The organism is Pyxidicoccus xibeiensis, assembly GCF_024198175.1.
Lineage (GTDB): Bacteria > Myxococcota > Myxococcia > Myxococcales > Myxococcaceae > Myxococcus > Myxococcus xibeiensis.
In genome coordinates this window covers 153,349-168,757 of record NZ_JAJVKV010000005.1, presented here as the reverse complement: position 1 = coordinate 168,757, position 15,409 = coordinate 153,349, and the positions used below count along the sequence as shown (strand labels likewise).

The following is a 15,409-nucleotide window of genomic DNA, read 5'->3' as shown; positions in this document are numbered from 1 at the left end:
GTGCGGCCAGGCGGCCAGGCCGTCAGGCGTCCGGAGGCGCCGGGAGCGGCAGACGTACGGTGAAGGTGGAGCCCTGGCCCGGCGCGCTCTCCACGCGGATGGAGCCGCCATGCAGCTCGACGAGCTGGCGGGAGACCCACAGCCCCAGGCCGAAGCCCCCGCGCGGGTGCGCGGGCTCCTCCAGCGGCGAGAAGCGCTGGAAGAGGCGCCGCTGGTCCTCCCAGGAGATGCCCGGCCCCCTGTCCCTCACCGCCAGCACCGCCGTGCCGTCCTCGACGGAGACGGTGATGTCGACGGGCGCCCCCGGCGCGTGCCGCAGGGCGTTGGTGAGCACGTGGGTGAACACCTGCTCGATGCGAAGCCGGTCCCAGCAGCCGATGACGCCGCGGCGCGTGCGGATGCACAAGTCGCTGCCCGCGTGCTGGAGTTCCTCCTCCAGGCGCTCGGCGCAGGTGCGCACCAGGGCGCCCAGGTCCACCTGCTCCAGGTCGAGCACGGGGCGGTGGGTGGACAGCCGCGAGACGTCCTGCAGCGTGGCGATGTGGCCGTCCAGCCGCCGGCGGTGCTCCTGGACGCGCGCCAGGCGCCGGGGAAGCGCCTGCACGGTGAGCGCCTCGGTGCGCTCCGCCACACGGTGCTCCAGCTCGCCCGTGAGGTTGCGCAGCGCGTCCCGGGCCTCGCGCGGGGCGGAGCCCTCCAGGTGCGCCCACGCCTCATGGGTGCCGCGCATGAGCGCGAGCCCATGGTGGCGGACGACCTCCAGCATCCCCTCCTGGGTGCAGTGCTCCAGGCAGTAGCCGCACAGGGCGATGATGCGGCGCGAGCGCAGCACCCCGTCCACCCGGCGCTCGTACTCGCGGAAGTCGTCCCAGTCCTCGCGCGCCAGCCAGGACGCGTCGGCGCTCACCCGCAGGCCCGTGTAGCCGAGCGACAGGGCCTGCTCCTCCCGCGCGAGCCAGCCGCGCAGCGCCGCGTCCACGTCCAGCCGGCCCTCGCGCGGGTAGGCCTCGTCGGGCCGCAGCAGGCGCAGCTGGCCCCGGGCGAGGCGCGCCTCGAGGTCCGGCACCGCAGTGCGCAGCGCGGCCCGCGCGTCCTCCTCCGGGAAGGCTTCCGACGTCACCCACACACAGGCCTCGTTCTGCTCGAGGCCCGCCTGGAGGAAGGGAACCAGCGAGTCCCCCAGCCCGTCTCCGGCCCGATAGAAGTGGCAGAGGTGCGAGCCCCACGGGAGCTCACCCACGCCGCTCAGGCCACTCCACCGCGTCTCCCCCACCATGTCCCCGGTGTAGCGGAGCGCCCGGGAGGGTTGAAAACCCACCTCCACGCCACCGGCCACGCACCTTCAAGTACCCGACACACCGCCCCCGCCACCCGGAGGTGCCCTGGGACTCAGGGCGTCTGCTGGCCCTGGCGCCAGGCCTGCCGGCGCTGCTCCTGCGCCTGCCGGTGCGCGAGCGAGTCGCGCTCCTGGCCGGGAAGCTCCTTCAGGCGCGTGCGGTGCATGTTGATGCTCAGCTCGTACAGGCCCCGCTCCTGCTCGGGCAGCCGGTCTCCGTACTCGGCGAGCACCGTGCTCGCGAACGCAATCATGTCCTCCGATACCGCGCGGCGGTGCGCGTAGTACTGGCGGACCTCCTCCTCGGTGGCCTCACCCGACAGCACCTTGCCGTAGGCGTCGTTCCAGCGCCGCTCGTCCTCCACGCGACGCCGCAGCACGTCCGGGTCCGTCGTGGGCGCGGCCAGCTCCCAGTAGCGGTTGTCCGGCAGCTTCGCGCGGAGCACCGACAGGTCCACCGGGTGCACCTGGGGCACGTCCTCCCCGGGCTCGGGCTCCGGCTCGCGCAGCAGCTCGGGCGCCGCGCCGGGCTGGGGCGCCGAGGCCGTGATGGCGGGCGGACCCGGGGACGCCTGGGGAGCGGGGGCCGCGGCCGTGGCGGCGGGGGGAGCCGGCGGCGGGGCGGAGGCCTCGGGAGTGCCGGAGTCCCGCGTCCAGAGGACGAACAGGAGGACGAGTCCCACCACGGCGCCCGCCGCGAGCTTCCACGGCAGGCCCTTCCACCCAGCGTTCGCGGCCATGGCGAACCGAATACCGCGCGCCGCGTTGCACTGGCAACCCGGACCTCCGCTCATGACGCGGCGCGGCCGAGCCCCTGGCTGTCTTTGCCGCAACGAGTCACGCCTGGCTGTCACGCATGAAACATGAATCAGGCACAAAGGCGCTGACTCTCTTGCAATTGTATTGTATAGTCAGGGATTCCCACCAAACCCGGAGGTTCCTGAATGAAGCGCCTTCTCCTGGCCTGCCTGATGGCCACAGCGCTGGTACCCGGTGCCGCTCGCGCCGAGGTCATCGTCTCCACCATCGTCGAAGTACTCGTGGACGGCGGCAACAACTACAACTGGCAGAAGGTGGAGCTCCCGGGGACGAAGTGTGGCAACGGCTCCCAGTTCAAGTTCTGGGTGCACCGCACGGGCTCGCCGAACCTGATGTTCCTGTTCGAGGGCGGCGGCGCGTGCTGGGACTACGACACGTGTAGCGGGCGCGCGGGCCTGCTGGGCGCGGCCAACCCCAACGGCATCGGCGACGACTACATCACCCAGTTCACGGCGAAGTACGTGTCGCCGCTCGTCAACGGCGCGGACCCGGGCCTGCCGGGCCGCAGCAAGAAGGACCTGGTGACGAAGGGCTGGAACATCGTCTACGTGCCGTACTGCACGGGTGACGTGCACGTCGGCAACAACGTGAAGACGTACGTGGACCAGACGGGGGCGAACCCGCCGCTGACGTGGCACCACAGCGGCTACACCAACACCATCGCGGTTGCGAACTACGCGAAGACGCAGTTCCCCAACGTCCAGAAGATGCTGATGACGGGCTACAGCGCGGGCGGCACGGCCACGGCGGCCGGCTACTACTTCCTGCGGAAGACCATGAACCCGGCGCGGGGCTACCTGCTCAACGACTCCGGCCCCATCTTCCTGGCGCCGAACGCCACGTACCGCTCGCGCGCGCTGCACGACAAGATTCGCCAGTCGTGGAACCTGGACTCGGTGTTCAGCCTGCTGCCGGCGTCCTTCAACATGAACGACTTCGGCTCCATCAACCGCATGGTGGCGACGGAGTTCCCGAACGACCAGCTGGCGTACACGGGCTACACGCGCGACTACAACTACTCGCGCTTCTCCTATGAGCGCTTCCACACGCCCAACGACCAGGAGTCCGTCCATGGCTACTGGAAGCAGGACCAGGACCGGCTCGTGCAGGAGCTGAACCTCTACAACAACTTCAGCTACTTCATCCCGCACCACCGCGCCATCAACGCCAGCCACTGCAGCACCATCATCACCTTCATCGGTGCGCACGCCTGCCAGAAGATGGAGAAGAAGCGGTACTGGTACGAGTACCTCGAGTTCCCCTTCACCCAGACGTACAAGTGCTACAGCGAGATGGTGGGCATGGACGTGTTCCTGTCGCGCTTCATCAACGACAACCAGCGCGTGCGCATCTACGAGCCGACGAACTGGTACAACAACGAGGACCCCGGCATGCAGATTGTCGCGCCCCTCATCAACGGCGCGCTGGGCGGGTAGTCCCCACCCCGACGTCTGAAGCCGCAGGAAGGAGCGGGGCGCCCGGGGCTTGCCAGGCGTCCCGCTTCGTCGTTTCGGAGTGGCTCCGGCAGCCCGGGGACAGCCCCGAGCGCCCTGGCATCCCACGCGGCGTGGCGCTAGACACACGGGCCACGCCATGGACAACCTCACCCACGGGCTGCTCGGGCTGGCCCTCGGCGCACTGCGCCGGCCGGACGCGCGCCCCGGCCTCGCCGAGCGCGCCTCCCCCACGGACCGCGCGGTGCTGGTGGCCGCCGTGCTCGCCTCGGAGCTGCCGGACCTGGACACGCTGCTGGCGCGCGGCGACGCGGTGACGGTGGCGCTCCAGGCGCACCGGGGGCTGTCCCACTCGCTCCTCTTCGCCCCGGTGGTGGCGCTCGGCGCGACGCTGGGCGCGTGCGCCCTCTTCCGCGGCGCGCGGCCCCGCCCCGTCTTCCTGGCCAGCCTGGCCTCCACCGTCTTCGCCCACCTCCTGCCCGACTTGTGGACGGGCTGGGGGACGCGGCTGCTCCTGCCCTTCTCCGACACCCGGCTCAGCCTGGACTGGACGGGCGTGGTGGACCCGTGGGTGACGCTGCCGCTCGTGGCCGGGGCCCTGGTGGCGTGGCGCCGGCGCGCCTGGTGGCGGCGGGCGCTGTGCGTGGGCCTGGCGTGCTCGGCCGCGTACGTGGGAGCGCGCGTCGCCACCTGGGGCGTGCTGACGGAGCGCGTGGAGGCGGCCCATCCGCAGGCCACCACCGTGCGCGTCTTCCCCGCGCCCTTCTCCGTGGGCACCTGGCGCTACGTGGCCATGCTGCCCGGAGGGGCGCTGGCCGTGGGTGACGTGGGCCTGACGGGCGCACCGCGCGAGGCCCGCCGCGTGGAGGGCGCCGCCCCCGCCGACGTGCTCCCCGAGGACGTGCGCGCGGTGCCCACCGTGCGCGAGGCGCTCGCGTGGGCCCGCTTCCCGCTCATCACCCTCACGCCCTTCGAGGGAGGCCGCGAGGTGCGCGTCGCCGACCTGCGCTACCACCTGCGCGGCGAGCCCACGCTGGGCTTCGTCATCCGCCTGGACGCGGCCAACCGGGTGACGGACGCGCGCATGGAGCGGGGCGGCAGCGCGAGCGAGCTGCTGCGGCGCTGGCGCGGGGAAGCCCCGGCGCGCTCCCCGGCACAGGACGGTGGGGCCGCGGGCCCGCGGGGAACAGCGCCCTGAAGACGACGAGGCCCCGGTGAAAGGCAGCGCGCCTTCCCTCCAGGGCCTCGGGTGAAGCAGGCGCGGCGGTGCGGTCGCCGCGCGAGCCCGACTCAAATCAGTCCGTCGAGCGGGCCGACATAGTCCGGGTGGCCGAAGGTATTCACATTCACCCCGAAGGCCCGGGCGATGGACACCAGCAGCTTGTTGTGGGCGACGGCGCCCGGCAGCGGCGTGCCGGGGCCGTCCCAACCGGAGAGCGGGTTGGAGCCCGGCGCGCGCAGGCGGAGGAAGCGGCCCATGCGGAACTTCCCGCCCGCGCCGCCCGCCAGCACGGTGGGGACGCGCACATTCATGTGCCCCGCCGCGTCACCCAATTCGTTGCCCCAGAGGATGAGCGTGTTGTCCAGCACGGTGCCGCTGCCCTCCTGGATGGAGGCCAGCCGCGTCATGAGGTGCGCCACCTGCGAGGCGTACCAGCGCTGCACGCGCACCATCTTCTCGCGAATCTGCGTGCGCCGCGGCTCGTCCGTGACGTCCAGCAGGTGCGCCAGGTCGTTGTGCACGTCGTCGGTGACGTTGACGCCGTCCCACGGCATGGAGGGGCCCGGAATGGTGAGCGTCACCACCCGCGTCAAGTCGCACGCGAAGGCGCTGGCGATGAGGTCCAGGTGCAGCTGCGTCAGCTCGGGCATCCGCGCGAGGTTGCCGAGCTGGTCCAGGCCGTAGGCCGGGGGCACGGTGCCGCTGGTGCACGCCTCGCTCGCGGGCACGGGGGCGGGCGCCGGCCCCTGCGAGCCGCCCAGCGAGCCCAGGCGGCGCTCGATGTCGCGCAGCGACTCCAGGTGCGACTCCAGCTTCTGGCGCTCCTCGGCGGCGAGCTTGTCACGCAGGCGGCTGGCGTCCTTGACGAGGAAGTCCAGCAGGCTCTTGCGGCGGGCAACGAGCTGCGCCGACTCCCCCGGGTCCGCCGCCGGCGGGGGCGCGTTGCCGTACAGGCGCTGGTACACGGCGGCGGGGTCTCGCTCGAAGGGCACGCGCGAGCCGTTCGCCGTGAAGCTGATGCTGTTGTAGACGTGCTGGCCGCCGAATTGCTCCCACGCGTTGAGCTGGAGGGAGCGGAAGCGGGTGGAGCCGCCGATGGCGTTGCCCAGCACCTGGTCCAGCGAGGCGCTCTGCGGCAGGTCGTCACCGCTGGCGGTGCTGACCTTGCTGCCGGTGAGGAAGGTGACGGGCGCGCCCTCGTGGCCCGTCAGGCCATGCTCGTACAGCACCCGGTAGTCCAGGCCGTCCAGGACGAGCAGCCGGTTGCGGTGCTCCTGGAGCGGCGCCAGCAGGGAGTTGGGGAAGTCGAGCGTGAAGTCCGTCTCGCCGCCCTGGGGATTCCAGAACTCCGGGAGGCACCCGTGGGGCGTGAAGATGGCGATGAAGCGCAGCGGCGGCGCGGTGGCCTGGGCGTAGGCGTCGGTGGTGCCGAGCAGGTTGGCGAGCGGAAGCGCCGCGGTGGAGCCGGCCAGCGCCTGGAGCAGGGAGCGTCGGGAGAGGTGGCGGAGCATGGTGGCTACTCGGAGGCAGGGGTGCGCCGGTGGACGAAGTAGGGAGAGCGCACGAGGCTCACGAGCGCATCCCCCAGATAGAGCCGCGGGTTCGCCTTGAAGGCGTCGCGCATGTCGGTCAGCAGCTGGGCGTCAGCGGCCTCCTCGTCACGGCCCATGGCGTAGCGGAAGAGCTGGAGGGGCACACAGTCGGCCACGTCCGGGCTGGTGGAGAGGAAGCGCGCCAGGTCTCCGCCGCCGGTGAAGTCGAACTTGCCGGTGGAGTGCTCCACCGAGCCGCTGGCGTCGATGGGGATGCCGTTCTCCTGCGTGCGCAGCTTGCCCAGGCCGTCGAAGTTCTCGAAGCCGAAGCCGATGGGGTCCAGGGTCCGGTGGCAGCCCGCGCAGGCGGGGTTGTTGGTGTGCGCGGCGAAGCGGGCCCGGGTGGTGGAGTCCTGGGCGGGTGCGGGGGGGATGATGATGATGGAGGGGGGCGGCGGCGGCACCTCGCGGCACAGCAGCCGGGTGAGGACGAACTTGCCGCGGCGGATGGGCGAGCTGGAGTCGAAGAGGGCGTACGTCGCCAGCACGCTGGCCTGGGTGAGGATGCCCGCGCGCGCGGCCTTCAGCGGCACGCGGCCGAGGGTGCCGTCGGGCGTGGTGGGGATGCCGTAGAACTCCGACATGCGGCCGTCCGCGAAGGTGTAGTCCGCGCCCAGCAGCTCCCGGACGGAGCCGCCCTCGTTGGCCAGCACGTGGTTGATGAAGGCCCGCGTCTCCTTCTGGCTGGAGTCCTTGAAGGGCGCGCCGAAGTCGGGGAACACCTGGTTGTTCTTGTTGAGGTTGGCCAGGCCCGTGAGGCCCAGCCACTCGCGAACGAAGCCGTAGAGGTGCACCTGCGCGGCCGGGGTGGCCAGCAGGCGGCGCGCGTGCTTCTCGCGCTCGTCCGGGGACTTGAGCAGGCCGGCGTCCGCCGCGGCGACGAGCTCCGCGTCGGCGGGGCCGCCGGTGATGGCAAACGCGAGCGCCGCGGCCGCCTCGTGCTGCGTCAGCCGGACGACCTCGTTGTTCCCCGCGCCGGGCCCGCCCAGCTCCGTGCGGTACAGGAACGAGGCCGAGGAGAAGATGCCCTGGAGGAAGATGCGGTGCGCCGTCTGGGGGTCCGCGGCGGCGCGCGCCGCCTTCCAGAAGGCGAGCAATTCCGCCCGGTCCTCCACCGAGAGGGGCCGGCGGAAGGCGCTCGCGGCGAAGGGGTAGAGGATGTCCATGGTGCAGGACTCCTCGTTCGCGTCGGCGGGGCACCTGTCGTGAATCTTCAGCTTGAACTTGGCGAGCTCCGCCACGTTGGCCGAGGCGTTGTCCAACTGGTCCGCCAGCAGCGGCGTCACCTGGAGCCGGTCATGGGTGCTGAAGCCGAGGATGGTGTCCTCCGGCGCGAGGCCGTGGGCCACCTGGACCTTCTCACCGACGACGGCGGAGACGCTGTTGTCATACTCCGCTCGCGTCAGGCGCCGGACGCGCGCCGGACCCGCCTCCGAGACTTCCGGCGGCTCCTTTCCGGCGATGTCGCCAGTGCAGGCGGCGAGCAGCAGGGCCGCGGGAACGCAGAAACGAATGATTCGCATACGGAAGGCACCCTCTGAACCCATGGCTCCCAGAGATCCCCCTCTTGAGCGCGGGCCGTCGGCAAGATTAACCGGTACACCTGTCGCCGCCGGTGAGGATTTCACCAGCGTGCGCAAAAGGCCTGTGTCATTGCAGCTCCGGCGACGGATTTCGCCTGTGCCGGTGGCCTTTCACGAATACTGTTCCAAGAGTCCCAGGATTGCGGATTTACCAAGCCACACACGCACCCACTTCCACCTGAATACACAGACGCGTGCGGAGTCCGGGAGACGGCGGCCGGACGCGGACGCGAAGCTACCACCCGCTTCCCTGCTTCCGGATTCACGAGGGGTGTCCGGCGCCCGCACGTGACGTGCTGGCGGGGGCCGCTGGCCCGTGGAGGAGGAGAGCAGGCGCGAGGCGCGTCAGCTGGAGCGGGCGCGGTGCTCCACGCCCTGGGGACCGGCGATGACCAGGTCCGTCGCCAGGCCGAGGAACAGGCCGTGGCCCACGATGCCCGCGCGAGCGCCCAGGCGCAGGGCCAGCGCCTCCGGGTGCGGGAGCGGGCCGAAGGCGCAGTCGAGCACGAGGTTGCCCTGGTCGGTGTGGAAGGGCGCGCCCTCCGCGCCATGACGGACCGAGACCCGCGCGCCGAGCGACTCCAGGAAGAGGGCCTGGGAGCGCCAGCCGAAGGGCAGCACCTCCACCGGCAGCGCCCAGCGGGTGCCGAGCCGGGGGGACAGCTTTCCCGCGTCCACCACGATGACGACGCGCCGGCTGGCCTGCGCGACGACCTTCTCGCGCAGCAGCGCCCCTCCCCCGCCCTTGATGAGGGAGAAGTCCGGGGCCACCTCGTCAGCGCCGTCCACGGTGACGTCCAGCTCCGGGTGTTCCTCCAGCGTGGTGAGCGGCACGCCCAGCCCGTGCGCCAGCGCCTCCGTCTCGCGCGAGGTGGGCACGCCCCGCACGTCCAGCAGCCGCCCCTGCGCGCGCAGCGCCGCCAGCCGGTGCACCGCGAACGCGGAGGTGCTCCCCGTGCCCAGCCCCACCACCATGCCGGGAAGGAAGAACGCGTCCACCGCCCACGCGGCGGCCTCGCGCTTGTACTGGACGGTGTCTGCCTCCGGAGGGCCCATGCCGCCCAAGGCTACACCCTGCGCCCGTCCGCGCGGGGGCCCGGTGCGCCGCCAGCCGCGCGCCCCGGGCCCTGCCGCGGGCCGCTAGTCCTGCACGGTGAAGCGGATGGTGAGCGGCACGCCCGTCACGCCGAAGGCGTTGCCGCCGGAGAAGGGAATCACCCGCGGCGCGTGGGTGCCGGCCGCGAGGACGACGGGGTTGCCGTTGTTCACGTCCACCGTGTCACCAACCTCGTAGCTGGCGGTGTTGTCCGGCTCCCAGGGCTGACCGTCGCAATAGAAGCGGACGCTCTGCACCGCGGTGGCCGGCGTCACGTTGGCGCGGATGTCGAGCTGGGTGTGGCCCTGCGCCGCCAGGTCGCCGAGGTCCACCAGGGAGCCGTTGACGAGCGTCCGGATGACGGCGCCCGAGGTGGCGCTCACCAGGAAGAAGGTCAGCACCTTGCTGACGGCGTTGGGCAGCGTCGTCGTGGGGTTGATGATGAGCTGCGTCTCCCCGTTGAAGGGGCGGGCCCGGAAGCCGATGAAGGACTCCGGGTCCAGGCGCGTCCAGTCCTGCAGCGTGCGGTACGCGGCCAGCTCGCCCAGGCGCACCGCGTGGTCATGGTCACTGCGGTAGTGCACCCCGGCGAACAGCCGCGCAACGCCGATGTTGGAGGCCAGCTTGTCCAGCTCGTCGAACATCATCAGCGTGCCGCCCGAACAGGACACGAGCGCCGTGCCATTCGCGTCCGGCACCTGCGGGTTGAGGCTGGGCCCGTCCTCGGAGAAGGCCTTGAGCATGGCCACGCCCGCGCCGATGTACGTGGAGTGTCCCGACGCGTAGGCCGGGTGCGTGGGGCTGCCCTCGGGGAAGGCCTGGGGGAGCAGGTACGTGCCGGTGCCGCCGTTGAGCGTGGCGGTGCGCGCCAGCACCAGCCGCAGCACGGGGGAGCTGAGCAGCTCCGCGGGCACCGGGTAGACGCGCGCGTTGGTGAGGGTGTTGTGCACGCGGCCGCCGTACTCCTCCGGGCGCAGGCGGCGGTGCAGAGTCGCCGTTGTTCTGGTGGACGGGTGGGTCGCTCCTCGGTGTCGGGGGTACCCGGGCCGTCGGGGACGACGAGCAGGGTGCGGCCCGGGCACAGCGGACACGGAGCGACGCGCGGTGAACCGCACGCGGACCGCGGGACACGCGGGCTCGACGTCCGTCAGTCAACGGACATGATGGGGCCGGGACGCCACGCGGAAAATAATGCAAGTGGGTTGCGTGAACGGGGCGCAGCCGGAACCGGAAAGCCGCGAGGCGACATGGCCGCCCGGGCACCGTCATTTCCGAGGCCCAGGGGTGTGACACGGAGCCAGCAGCTCCGTGTCACACCCGAGAAGACAGACTACAGGTTGAAGGTGCCGCGAACGCCCAGGATGATGTAGCCGTACGGGCCGTCATCCACGGCGGGCAGGTCCGTCGTCCGGGTGCCGCCGCCGAGCTCGGGAGGGATGTTCACCGTCGTCGTGGTGGTGCCGGTGCGCACCGTGTTCCGGGCGTAGGTGCCGGTGAGGTACGGGCCGAACGACAGCGAGTTGCTCAGCCGCCACTTGCCACCGACGGTGAGGTTGACGAACTCAGGGCCGCGAATCTGGCTGTCGATGTCCACGCTCCCCGTGACGCCGGGGGCCGGCGCGATGTCGCCCTCCACGGTGGTGTTCAGGATGACGATGCCGAAGCCCAGGCCGACGAACGGGTCGAACGAGGCTTCGGGCGAGAAGTGGTACTGCACCTGGGGCCCGAGGCGGATGGTGGTCGTCGCGCACTCGAAAGTGCCCGGGCAGGAGTACGGGTTGTTCTTCGTCAGCACCTTCGTGAGCTGACCCTGCGCTCCGATGAACCAGTTCGGGCTGGCGCGGTAGCCGATCTCCAGCAACCCCGCGATGCCGCCGTTGGCCACATCGCTGAGCTTCACGTCGCCAATCGTTCCGTCCGCGCGCGGACCGTTCTTGTAGACGTAGCCCGCGCCGGCCTGGAAGCCGAGCCCCAAGGTGAACTCGAGCCCGCTCTTGACGCTGGAGCTCGCCGCCTCGGTCTCCTGCGCCATCGCCGCCGAGGAAACGAGCGTCGTCACTACCGCAAGGGCCCTATACAGCCTTCCCGTCATAAACCCCTCCCTACAAGTGAGCCGTCACTCTATGACGGCCCGCACCACACAGTTAAGGCGCGCTGCGTCGAGAACTCACGCGGTCAATCCGGACCTCGGCCACGCTGATGCAACGGCATGGCATATATGTGGAGCACAAAGGGATGTTCCCCACAGTCAGGGGATTAGACAATGTTCCCATGAACGTCACCCTGGAGCAGGCCCGCGCCCTGGATGCCCTCGCGCGCCACGGCACCTTCGCCGCGGCGGCCGGGGCCCTGCACAAGGGCCACACCGCGGTGCTGTACGCGCTGCGCACGCTGGAGGAGCAGACGGAGCTGACGCTGCTGGACCGGCGCGGCTACCGCACCCGGCTGACGCCCGCCGGCGAGCGGGTGCTGGAGCACTGCCGGAAGCTGCTGGCGGCGGAGCGGGAGCTGGAGGCGGCGTGCGCGGAGATTCGCGCGGGCTGGGAGCCGTCGGTGCGCATCGTCTTCGACGGCATCTTCCCCGCCGAGCCGCTGCTGCGGGTGGTGAAGGAGCTGCGCACGGAGGGTGCCAGCACGCGCTTCCACGTGTCCGCGGAGTTCCTCGCCGGCGTGGAGGCGGCCTTCGTGCGCGAGGAGGCGGACCTGATGGTGTCCGTGCTGCCGCCCTCGCTGCCGGGGCTGCGCTCGTACCGGCTGCCGGAGCTCAAGGCGGTGCTGGTGGCCCACCGCGGGCACCCGCTGGCACGGCGGCGCGGCATCCTGAAGGAGGACGAGCTGGCGGAGCACCTGCTCCTCACCGTGCGCGGCTCGGACCCGCGGCTGCAGCTCACCACCAGCACCCTGGAGACGCGCTCCACCGTGCACCTCAACGACTTCGCGGCGAAGAAGGCCGCCATCCTCGAGGGGCTGGGCTTCGGGTGGCTGCCGGAGCACCTGGTGGAGCGAGAGCTGAAGCGGGGCGCGCTCAAGGCGCTCAAGCTGCCCCGGGGCGCGACGCATGCCTTCCAGCCCCAGCTCCACCACCGGGCCAGCGTGAAGCCGGGCCGCGCCGCACGCCGCGTGGTGAGCTTCCTCACCGGGGTGGAGCCGGAGTCGTGAAGCGCCTGGGCCGCGCCCCCGCGCCTTGTTAGAAGCGCGGGCCATGCCGAACGAAGTCCTCGTGCTCGCCTACGCGGGCTGTGACACCTGCAGGAAGGCGCAGAAGTGGCTGAAGGAGCAGGGCGTGGCCCACCGGGTGCGCCCCATCGTCGAGGAGCCGCCCACCGTGGCCGAGCTGCGGCAGTGGCTTCCCCTCAGCGGGCTGCCCCTGCGCAAGTGGCTCAACCTCAGCGGGCAGAGCTACCGGGCCCTGGGCAAGGCGAAGGTGGACGCCGCGTCCGACGCGGAGCTGATGTCCTGGCTGGCCGCCGATGGGAAGCTCGTCAAGCGTCCGGTGCTCGTCAGCGGGAGCACCGTCCTGGTCGGCTTCCAGCCGGAGGCCTGGGCGCGCGCCCTCACTCCCGCGCGCTGACGCACGCCATCAGGGCAGGCGAAGGAGCAGGCCCTCGCCCCGCCGTCCCTCGCAGGTAGGGATTGGGAGTGAAGACTCCTTTCCTACCATGGAGACCGGGGCGCGACGTCCGCTAGGCGAGATACTCCTCGAGCTGGGAGTGCTCAACCGCGCCCAGCTGCGCGTGGGACTGGTCCATCACCATGAGACGCACGTCCCGCTGGGGCGGGCGCTGGTGCGCGAGGGCCTGTGCTCCGAGGCCGACATCCTCCGGGGGCTGTCCGCCCAGCTGGGCGTCGAGGCCGTGGACCTGGAGCGGGCCCTGCCCGAGCGCTCCGTGGCCTCGCTCATTCCCGCCCGCGTGGCCCGGCAGTACCGCGCCGTCCCCCTGCGGGTGGAGCTCGTCCAGTTGGACCAGGGTGAGCGGGAGGTGCTCCACATCGCCCTGCCCGCCCCCGTGTCGCTGGAGGCCGTGGATGCCGTGCGCGCCGTGTCCGGCAAGCCCCGCGTGGAGGCGCACGTCGCCTCGGACACCGCGCTGGCCCGCGCCCTGGCCGCGCTGTACGGCATCGAAGAGCCCGCCGAGCCACCCGCCGTTCCCACCCCGGCCCCGGGCGGCCCCCTGCTCCTCTACGGCTGGCCTCCCGTCACCGCCGTCCTCATCTCCCGCCAGCTCGCGCGGCACGGCATCCCCGCCAGGGTCGCCACGCCGCTGGAGGTGCTGCACACCCGGAGTGACGACATCGTCCTCGCGCCGATTCAAGCCATGGAGGGGCTGCTCGCCGGAGAGGTCCACATCGCCGGCTCGCTCATCGTCCATGGCACGTCGGACGACGAGGGCTTCGAGCGGGCCCGCCAGCTCGGCGCCCGGGGCTTCCTCGCCAACCCGCGCGACGAGCAGCTCCTGCTGCGCGCCGTCCGCCGGCTCCGCCCGGACGGCACTCCCACCCTGCCCGGTGGGCCGGATTCCGCCCCGCATTCGCACTGACGCACGGCGGCGGCAGCCTCGCCGGCGGCCGCGTCGCTAGCCCTGGAGCAGGCCCAGCGCGTTCAGCACCTCGGGGTACACCTTGCTGGCGAAGTAGCGCCCGCCCGCGACGGTGAAGTGGACGCCGTCTTCCATGCGCAGCCGCATGGGCTTGCGGAAGCCCTCGACGCGGGCCAGGAGCAGCGCGCGGCCCTTGTCGTCCGTGAAGAACGGGCGCGTGTCCACGTGCAGGGCGTCCTCGCGGGCGCTGATGACCTCGCGCTGGAGGCCGCGGATGAGGCTCAGCTTCTGCTCGAAGCGCTTGCGCCCCGTGGCCGGCAGCTCCAGCCAGACAATCTTCCGGCCCGGCGCGGAGAGGGCCGTCACGAAGTCCTCCAGCCGCTGGCGGTAGGCCTGCTCCCACTCGGGCTTGCCCCAGTGGATGGACTTGCCGCCCTTGCCGTCCTGGAGCGACTGCCCGTCGTTGCCCCCGAGGATGACCACCACCACGTCCGGCTGGTGACGCTGCACCTCCTGCTTGCCCACCTCCATCCAGTCGAAGAAGTCGGGGCGGGCCAGGCCCGTGGAGGACTTCGCGCGCCGGGCCGCGCGGATGTGGGGATGCGCATCCAGCCGCGCCTGCAGGTAGTCGCCGAAGCCGGTGGCGATGAGGCTGTCGCCCAGCAGCAGCACCGTGCGCGAGCGCTCCGCGGCGGGCGGAGACGGACTGGCGGCCGGCGGTGCCGCGGGCAGCACCGGCGCGGCGCGCACGGCATCGGGCACGGGGCCGGCATCCGTTTCGGACGCGGCGAACACGGGCGCGGAGGAGAGCAGGGAGACGAAGGTCAGCGCGCGAGCGAGGCGGTTCTGCATTGGCGGCCGAACGCTAGCGGCCGGGCGGGCCCAGGTACATCCCCCTCCCGTACGGGGACGGGGTGCTACACGGTGGGTAGGGCCGTCTTCACGGCCCGCGGTGCCTGGCAGCCAGGCTCAGGCGGCGCTGCCGACGGCCAGGGGCCTCGCTGGCTGGACGGTGGGCTCGGCGGCGGTGCTGGGAAGCAGGGCCTCCAGCCAGGGGCGCAGCAGCCGGGCACACTCCTCCGGGTGGGTGAAGTACGGCACATGGCCCGCGCCGCGCAGCAGGTGCCCGGGTGTCCCCTCCGGGAGTGACGCGCACAGCCGCTCCAGGGTGGACGGCGGCACCAGCACGTCTCGGTCCCCCTGGATGCACACACAGGAGACGGGGAGTCTTCGCAGCGACGGCGGCGGTGGCTCGTCGCCAATGGCCAGGGCGCGGTGCCAGGTGGTGCTGCGCTCCAGCTTCGTGGTGGGCACCACCTCGGAGACCTGTCCGAAGGGCACGGGCTTCCACGCCGCCAGCCCCGCCGCGACGACACCGGGACGGCCCAGCACGGCGATGGGGCCCATCATCGCGATGGCGCGCCCACGGAGTCCCAGCTGCGACGGACGGGTGAAGGCGCCGAGGAAGGCCACGCCCCGGGCCGCGCCAGCCGCCGCGAGGTGCGTCGCCACCATGCCGCCGAAGGAGCTGGCCACCACCGCGTCCATGCGCCCGGCGGCGATGAGCACCTGCCGCGCCAGCGCCCCCGCGCCGCACGCCGCATGGGCCCCTTCCGGGTACTCCACCAGGACGGGGCGGGCCACGGGAGCGAGCTGCTCGGCGAGCGCGCGGAAGCCGGAGCCCCGGGCACCCAGACCTGGCAGCAGGAGCACCCTCGGCCCCCTGCCCCGTCCCAACTCGGTGAGCTGCACCTCTCGACGCATGTCAT

Annotated in this window: 14 protein-coding genes; 5 read left to right on the top strand and 9 right to left on the bottom strand. The window is 71.9% G+C overall.

Annotated features, from left to right (window positions below):
- Positions 1-22 precede the first annotated feature (22 nt).
- Both LXT23_RS23400 and LXT23_RS23395 read right to left on the bottom strand, forming a co-directional pair.
- Complete coding sequence (locus tag LXT23_RS23400) at positions 23-1,336, bottom strand: MEDS domain-containing protein (protein ID WP_253982494.1); 1,314 nt, start codon at positions 1,334-1,336, stop codon at positions 23-25.
- A 53-nt stretch (positions 1,337-1,389) separates the two neighbouring features.
- On the bottom strand, positions 1,390-2,076 hold the full coding sequence (locus LXT23_RS23395) for a hypothetical protein (RefSeq protein ID WP_253982493.1): 687 nt from the start codon (positions 2,074-2,076) through the stop codon (positions 1,390-1,392).
- A 204-nt stretch (positions 2,077-2,280) separates the two neighbouring features.
- Between LXT23_RS23395 and LXT23_RS23390 the strand changes: the two genes are divergently transcribed.
- The gene (locus LXT23_RS23390) at positions 2,281-3,591 is read left to right on the top strand and encodes a pectinacetylesterase family protein (RefSeq protein ID WP_253982492.1); all 1,311 of its coding nucleotides are present in this window, start codon (positions 2,281-2,283) and stop codon (positions 3,589-3,591) included.
- A 157-nt stretch (positions 3,592-3,748) separates the two neighbouring features.
- Positions 3,749-4,807 (top strand): metal-dependent hydrolase, encoded by a 1,059-nt coding sequence (locus LXT23_RS23385; protein ID WP_253982491.1) that lies wholly within the window; start codon positions 3,749-3,751, stop codon positions 4,805-4,807.
- Between the two features lie 92 nt (positions 4,808-4,899).
- Here the strand turns inward: LXT23_RS23385 and LXT23_RS23380 are convergent, their stop codons facing one another.
- The 5 genes from LXT23_RS23380 to LXT23_RS23360 form a co-directional block, all read right to left on the bottom strand.
- Positions 4,900-6,342: a DUF1552 domain-containing protein gene (locus tag LXT23_RS23380; protein WP_253982490.1), complete on the bottom strand. Its 1,443-nt coding sequence runs from the start codon at positions 6,340-6,342 to the stop codon at positions 4,900-4,902.
- 5 nt (positions 6,343-6,347) lie between these two features.
- A complete protein-coding gene (locus LXT23_RS23375) occupies positions 6,348-7,946 on the bottom strand; it encodes a DUF1588 domain-containing protein (RefSeq protein ID WP_253982489.1) in 1,599 nt (532 codons plus the stop codon).
- Positions 7,947-8,351: 405 nt separating this feature from the next.
- Complete coding sequence (gene rpiA, locus LXT23_RS23370) at positions 8,352-9,062, bottom strand: ribose-5-phosphate isomerase RpiA (protein WP_253982488.1); 711 nt, start codon at positions 9,060-9,062, stop codon at positions 8,352-8,354.
- Positions 9,063-9,146: 84 nt separating this feature from the next.
- A complete protein-coding gene (locus LXT23_RS23365; RefSeq protein ID WP_253982487.1) occupies positions 9,147-10,052 on the bottom strand; it encodes a phosphatase PAP2 family protein in 906 nt (301 codons plus the stop codon).
- Positions 10,053-10,432: 380 nt separating this feature from the next.
- Positions 10,433-11,161 carry an outer membrane beta-barrel protein gene (locus LXT23_RS23360; RefSeq protein ID WP_253982486.1) on the bottom strand — a complete coding sequence of 243 codons (729 nt, stop codon included), beginning with the start codon at positions 11,159-11,161 and terminating at the stop codon, positions 10,433-10,435.
- A gap of 212 nt (positions 11,162-11,373) precedes the next feature.
- Here LXT23_RS23360 and LXT23_RS23355 point away from each other — a divergent pair, with 212 nt between their 5' ends.
- From LXT23_RS23355 to LXT23_RS23345, 3 genes are all read left to right on the top strand, one after another.
- A complete protein-coding gene (locus LXT23_RS23355) occupies positions 11,374-12,261 on the top strand; it encodes a LysR family transcriptional regulator (RefSeq protein ID WP_253982485.1) in 888 nt (295 codons plus the stop codon).
- 43 nt (positions 12,262-12,304) lie between these two features.
- On the top strand, positions 12,305-12,673 hold the full coding sequence (locus LXT23_RS23350) for a Spx/MgsR family RNA polymerase-binding regulatory protein (protein WP_253982484.1): 369 nt from the start codon (positions 12,305-12,307) through the stop codon (positions 12,671-12,673).
- A 139-nt stretch (positions 12,674-12,812) separates the two neighbouring features.
- On the top strand, positions 12,813-13,640 hold the full coding sequence (locus LXT23_RS23345) for a GspE/PulE/PilB domain-containing protein (protein WP_456106103.1): 828 nt from the start codon (positions 12,813-12,815) through the stop codon (positions 13,638-13,640).
- Between the two features lie 36 nt (positions 13,641-13,676).
- On the opposite strand, the gene LXT23_RS23340 is transcribed toward LXT23_RS23345, so the two are convergent.
- Positions 13,677-14,492: an SGNH/GDSL hydrolase family protein gene (locus LXT23_RS23340; RefSeq protein ID WP_253982482.1), complete on the bottom strand. Its 816-nt coding sequence runs from the start codon at positions 14,490-14,492 to the stop codon at positions 13,677-13,679.
- A gap of 117 nt (positions 14,493-14,609) precedes the next feature.
- Positions 14,610-15,404 (bottom strand): alpha/beta fold hydrolase, encoded by a 795-nt coding sequence (locus tag LXT23_RS23335; RefSeq protein ID WP_253982481.1) that lies wholly within the window; start codon positions 15,402-15,404, stop codon positions 14,610-14,612.
- Positions 15,405-15,409 lie beyond the last annotated feature (5 nt).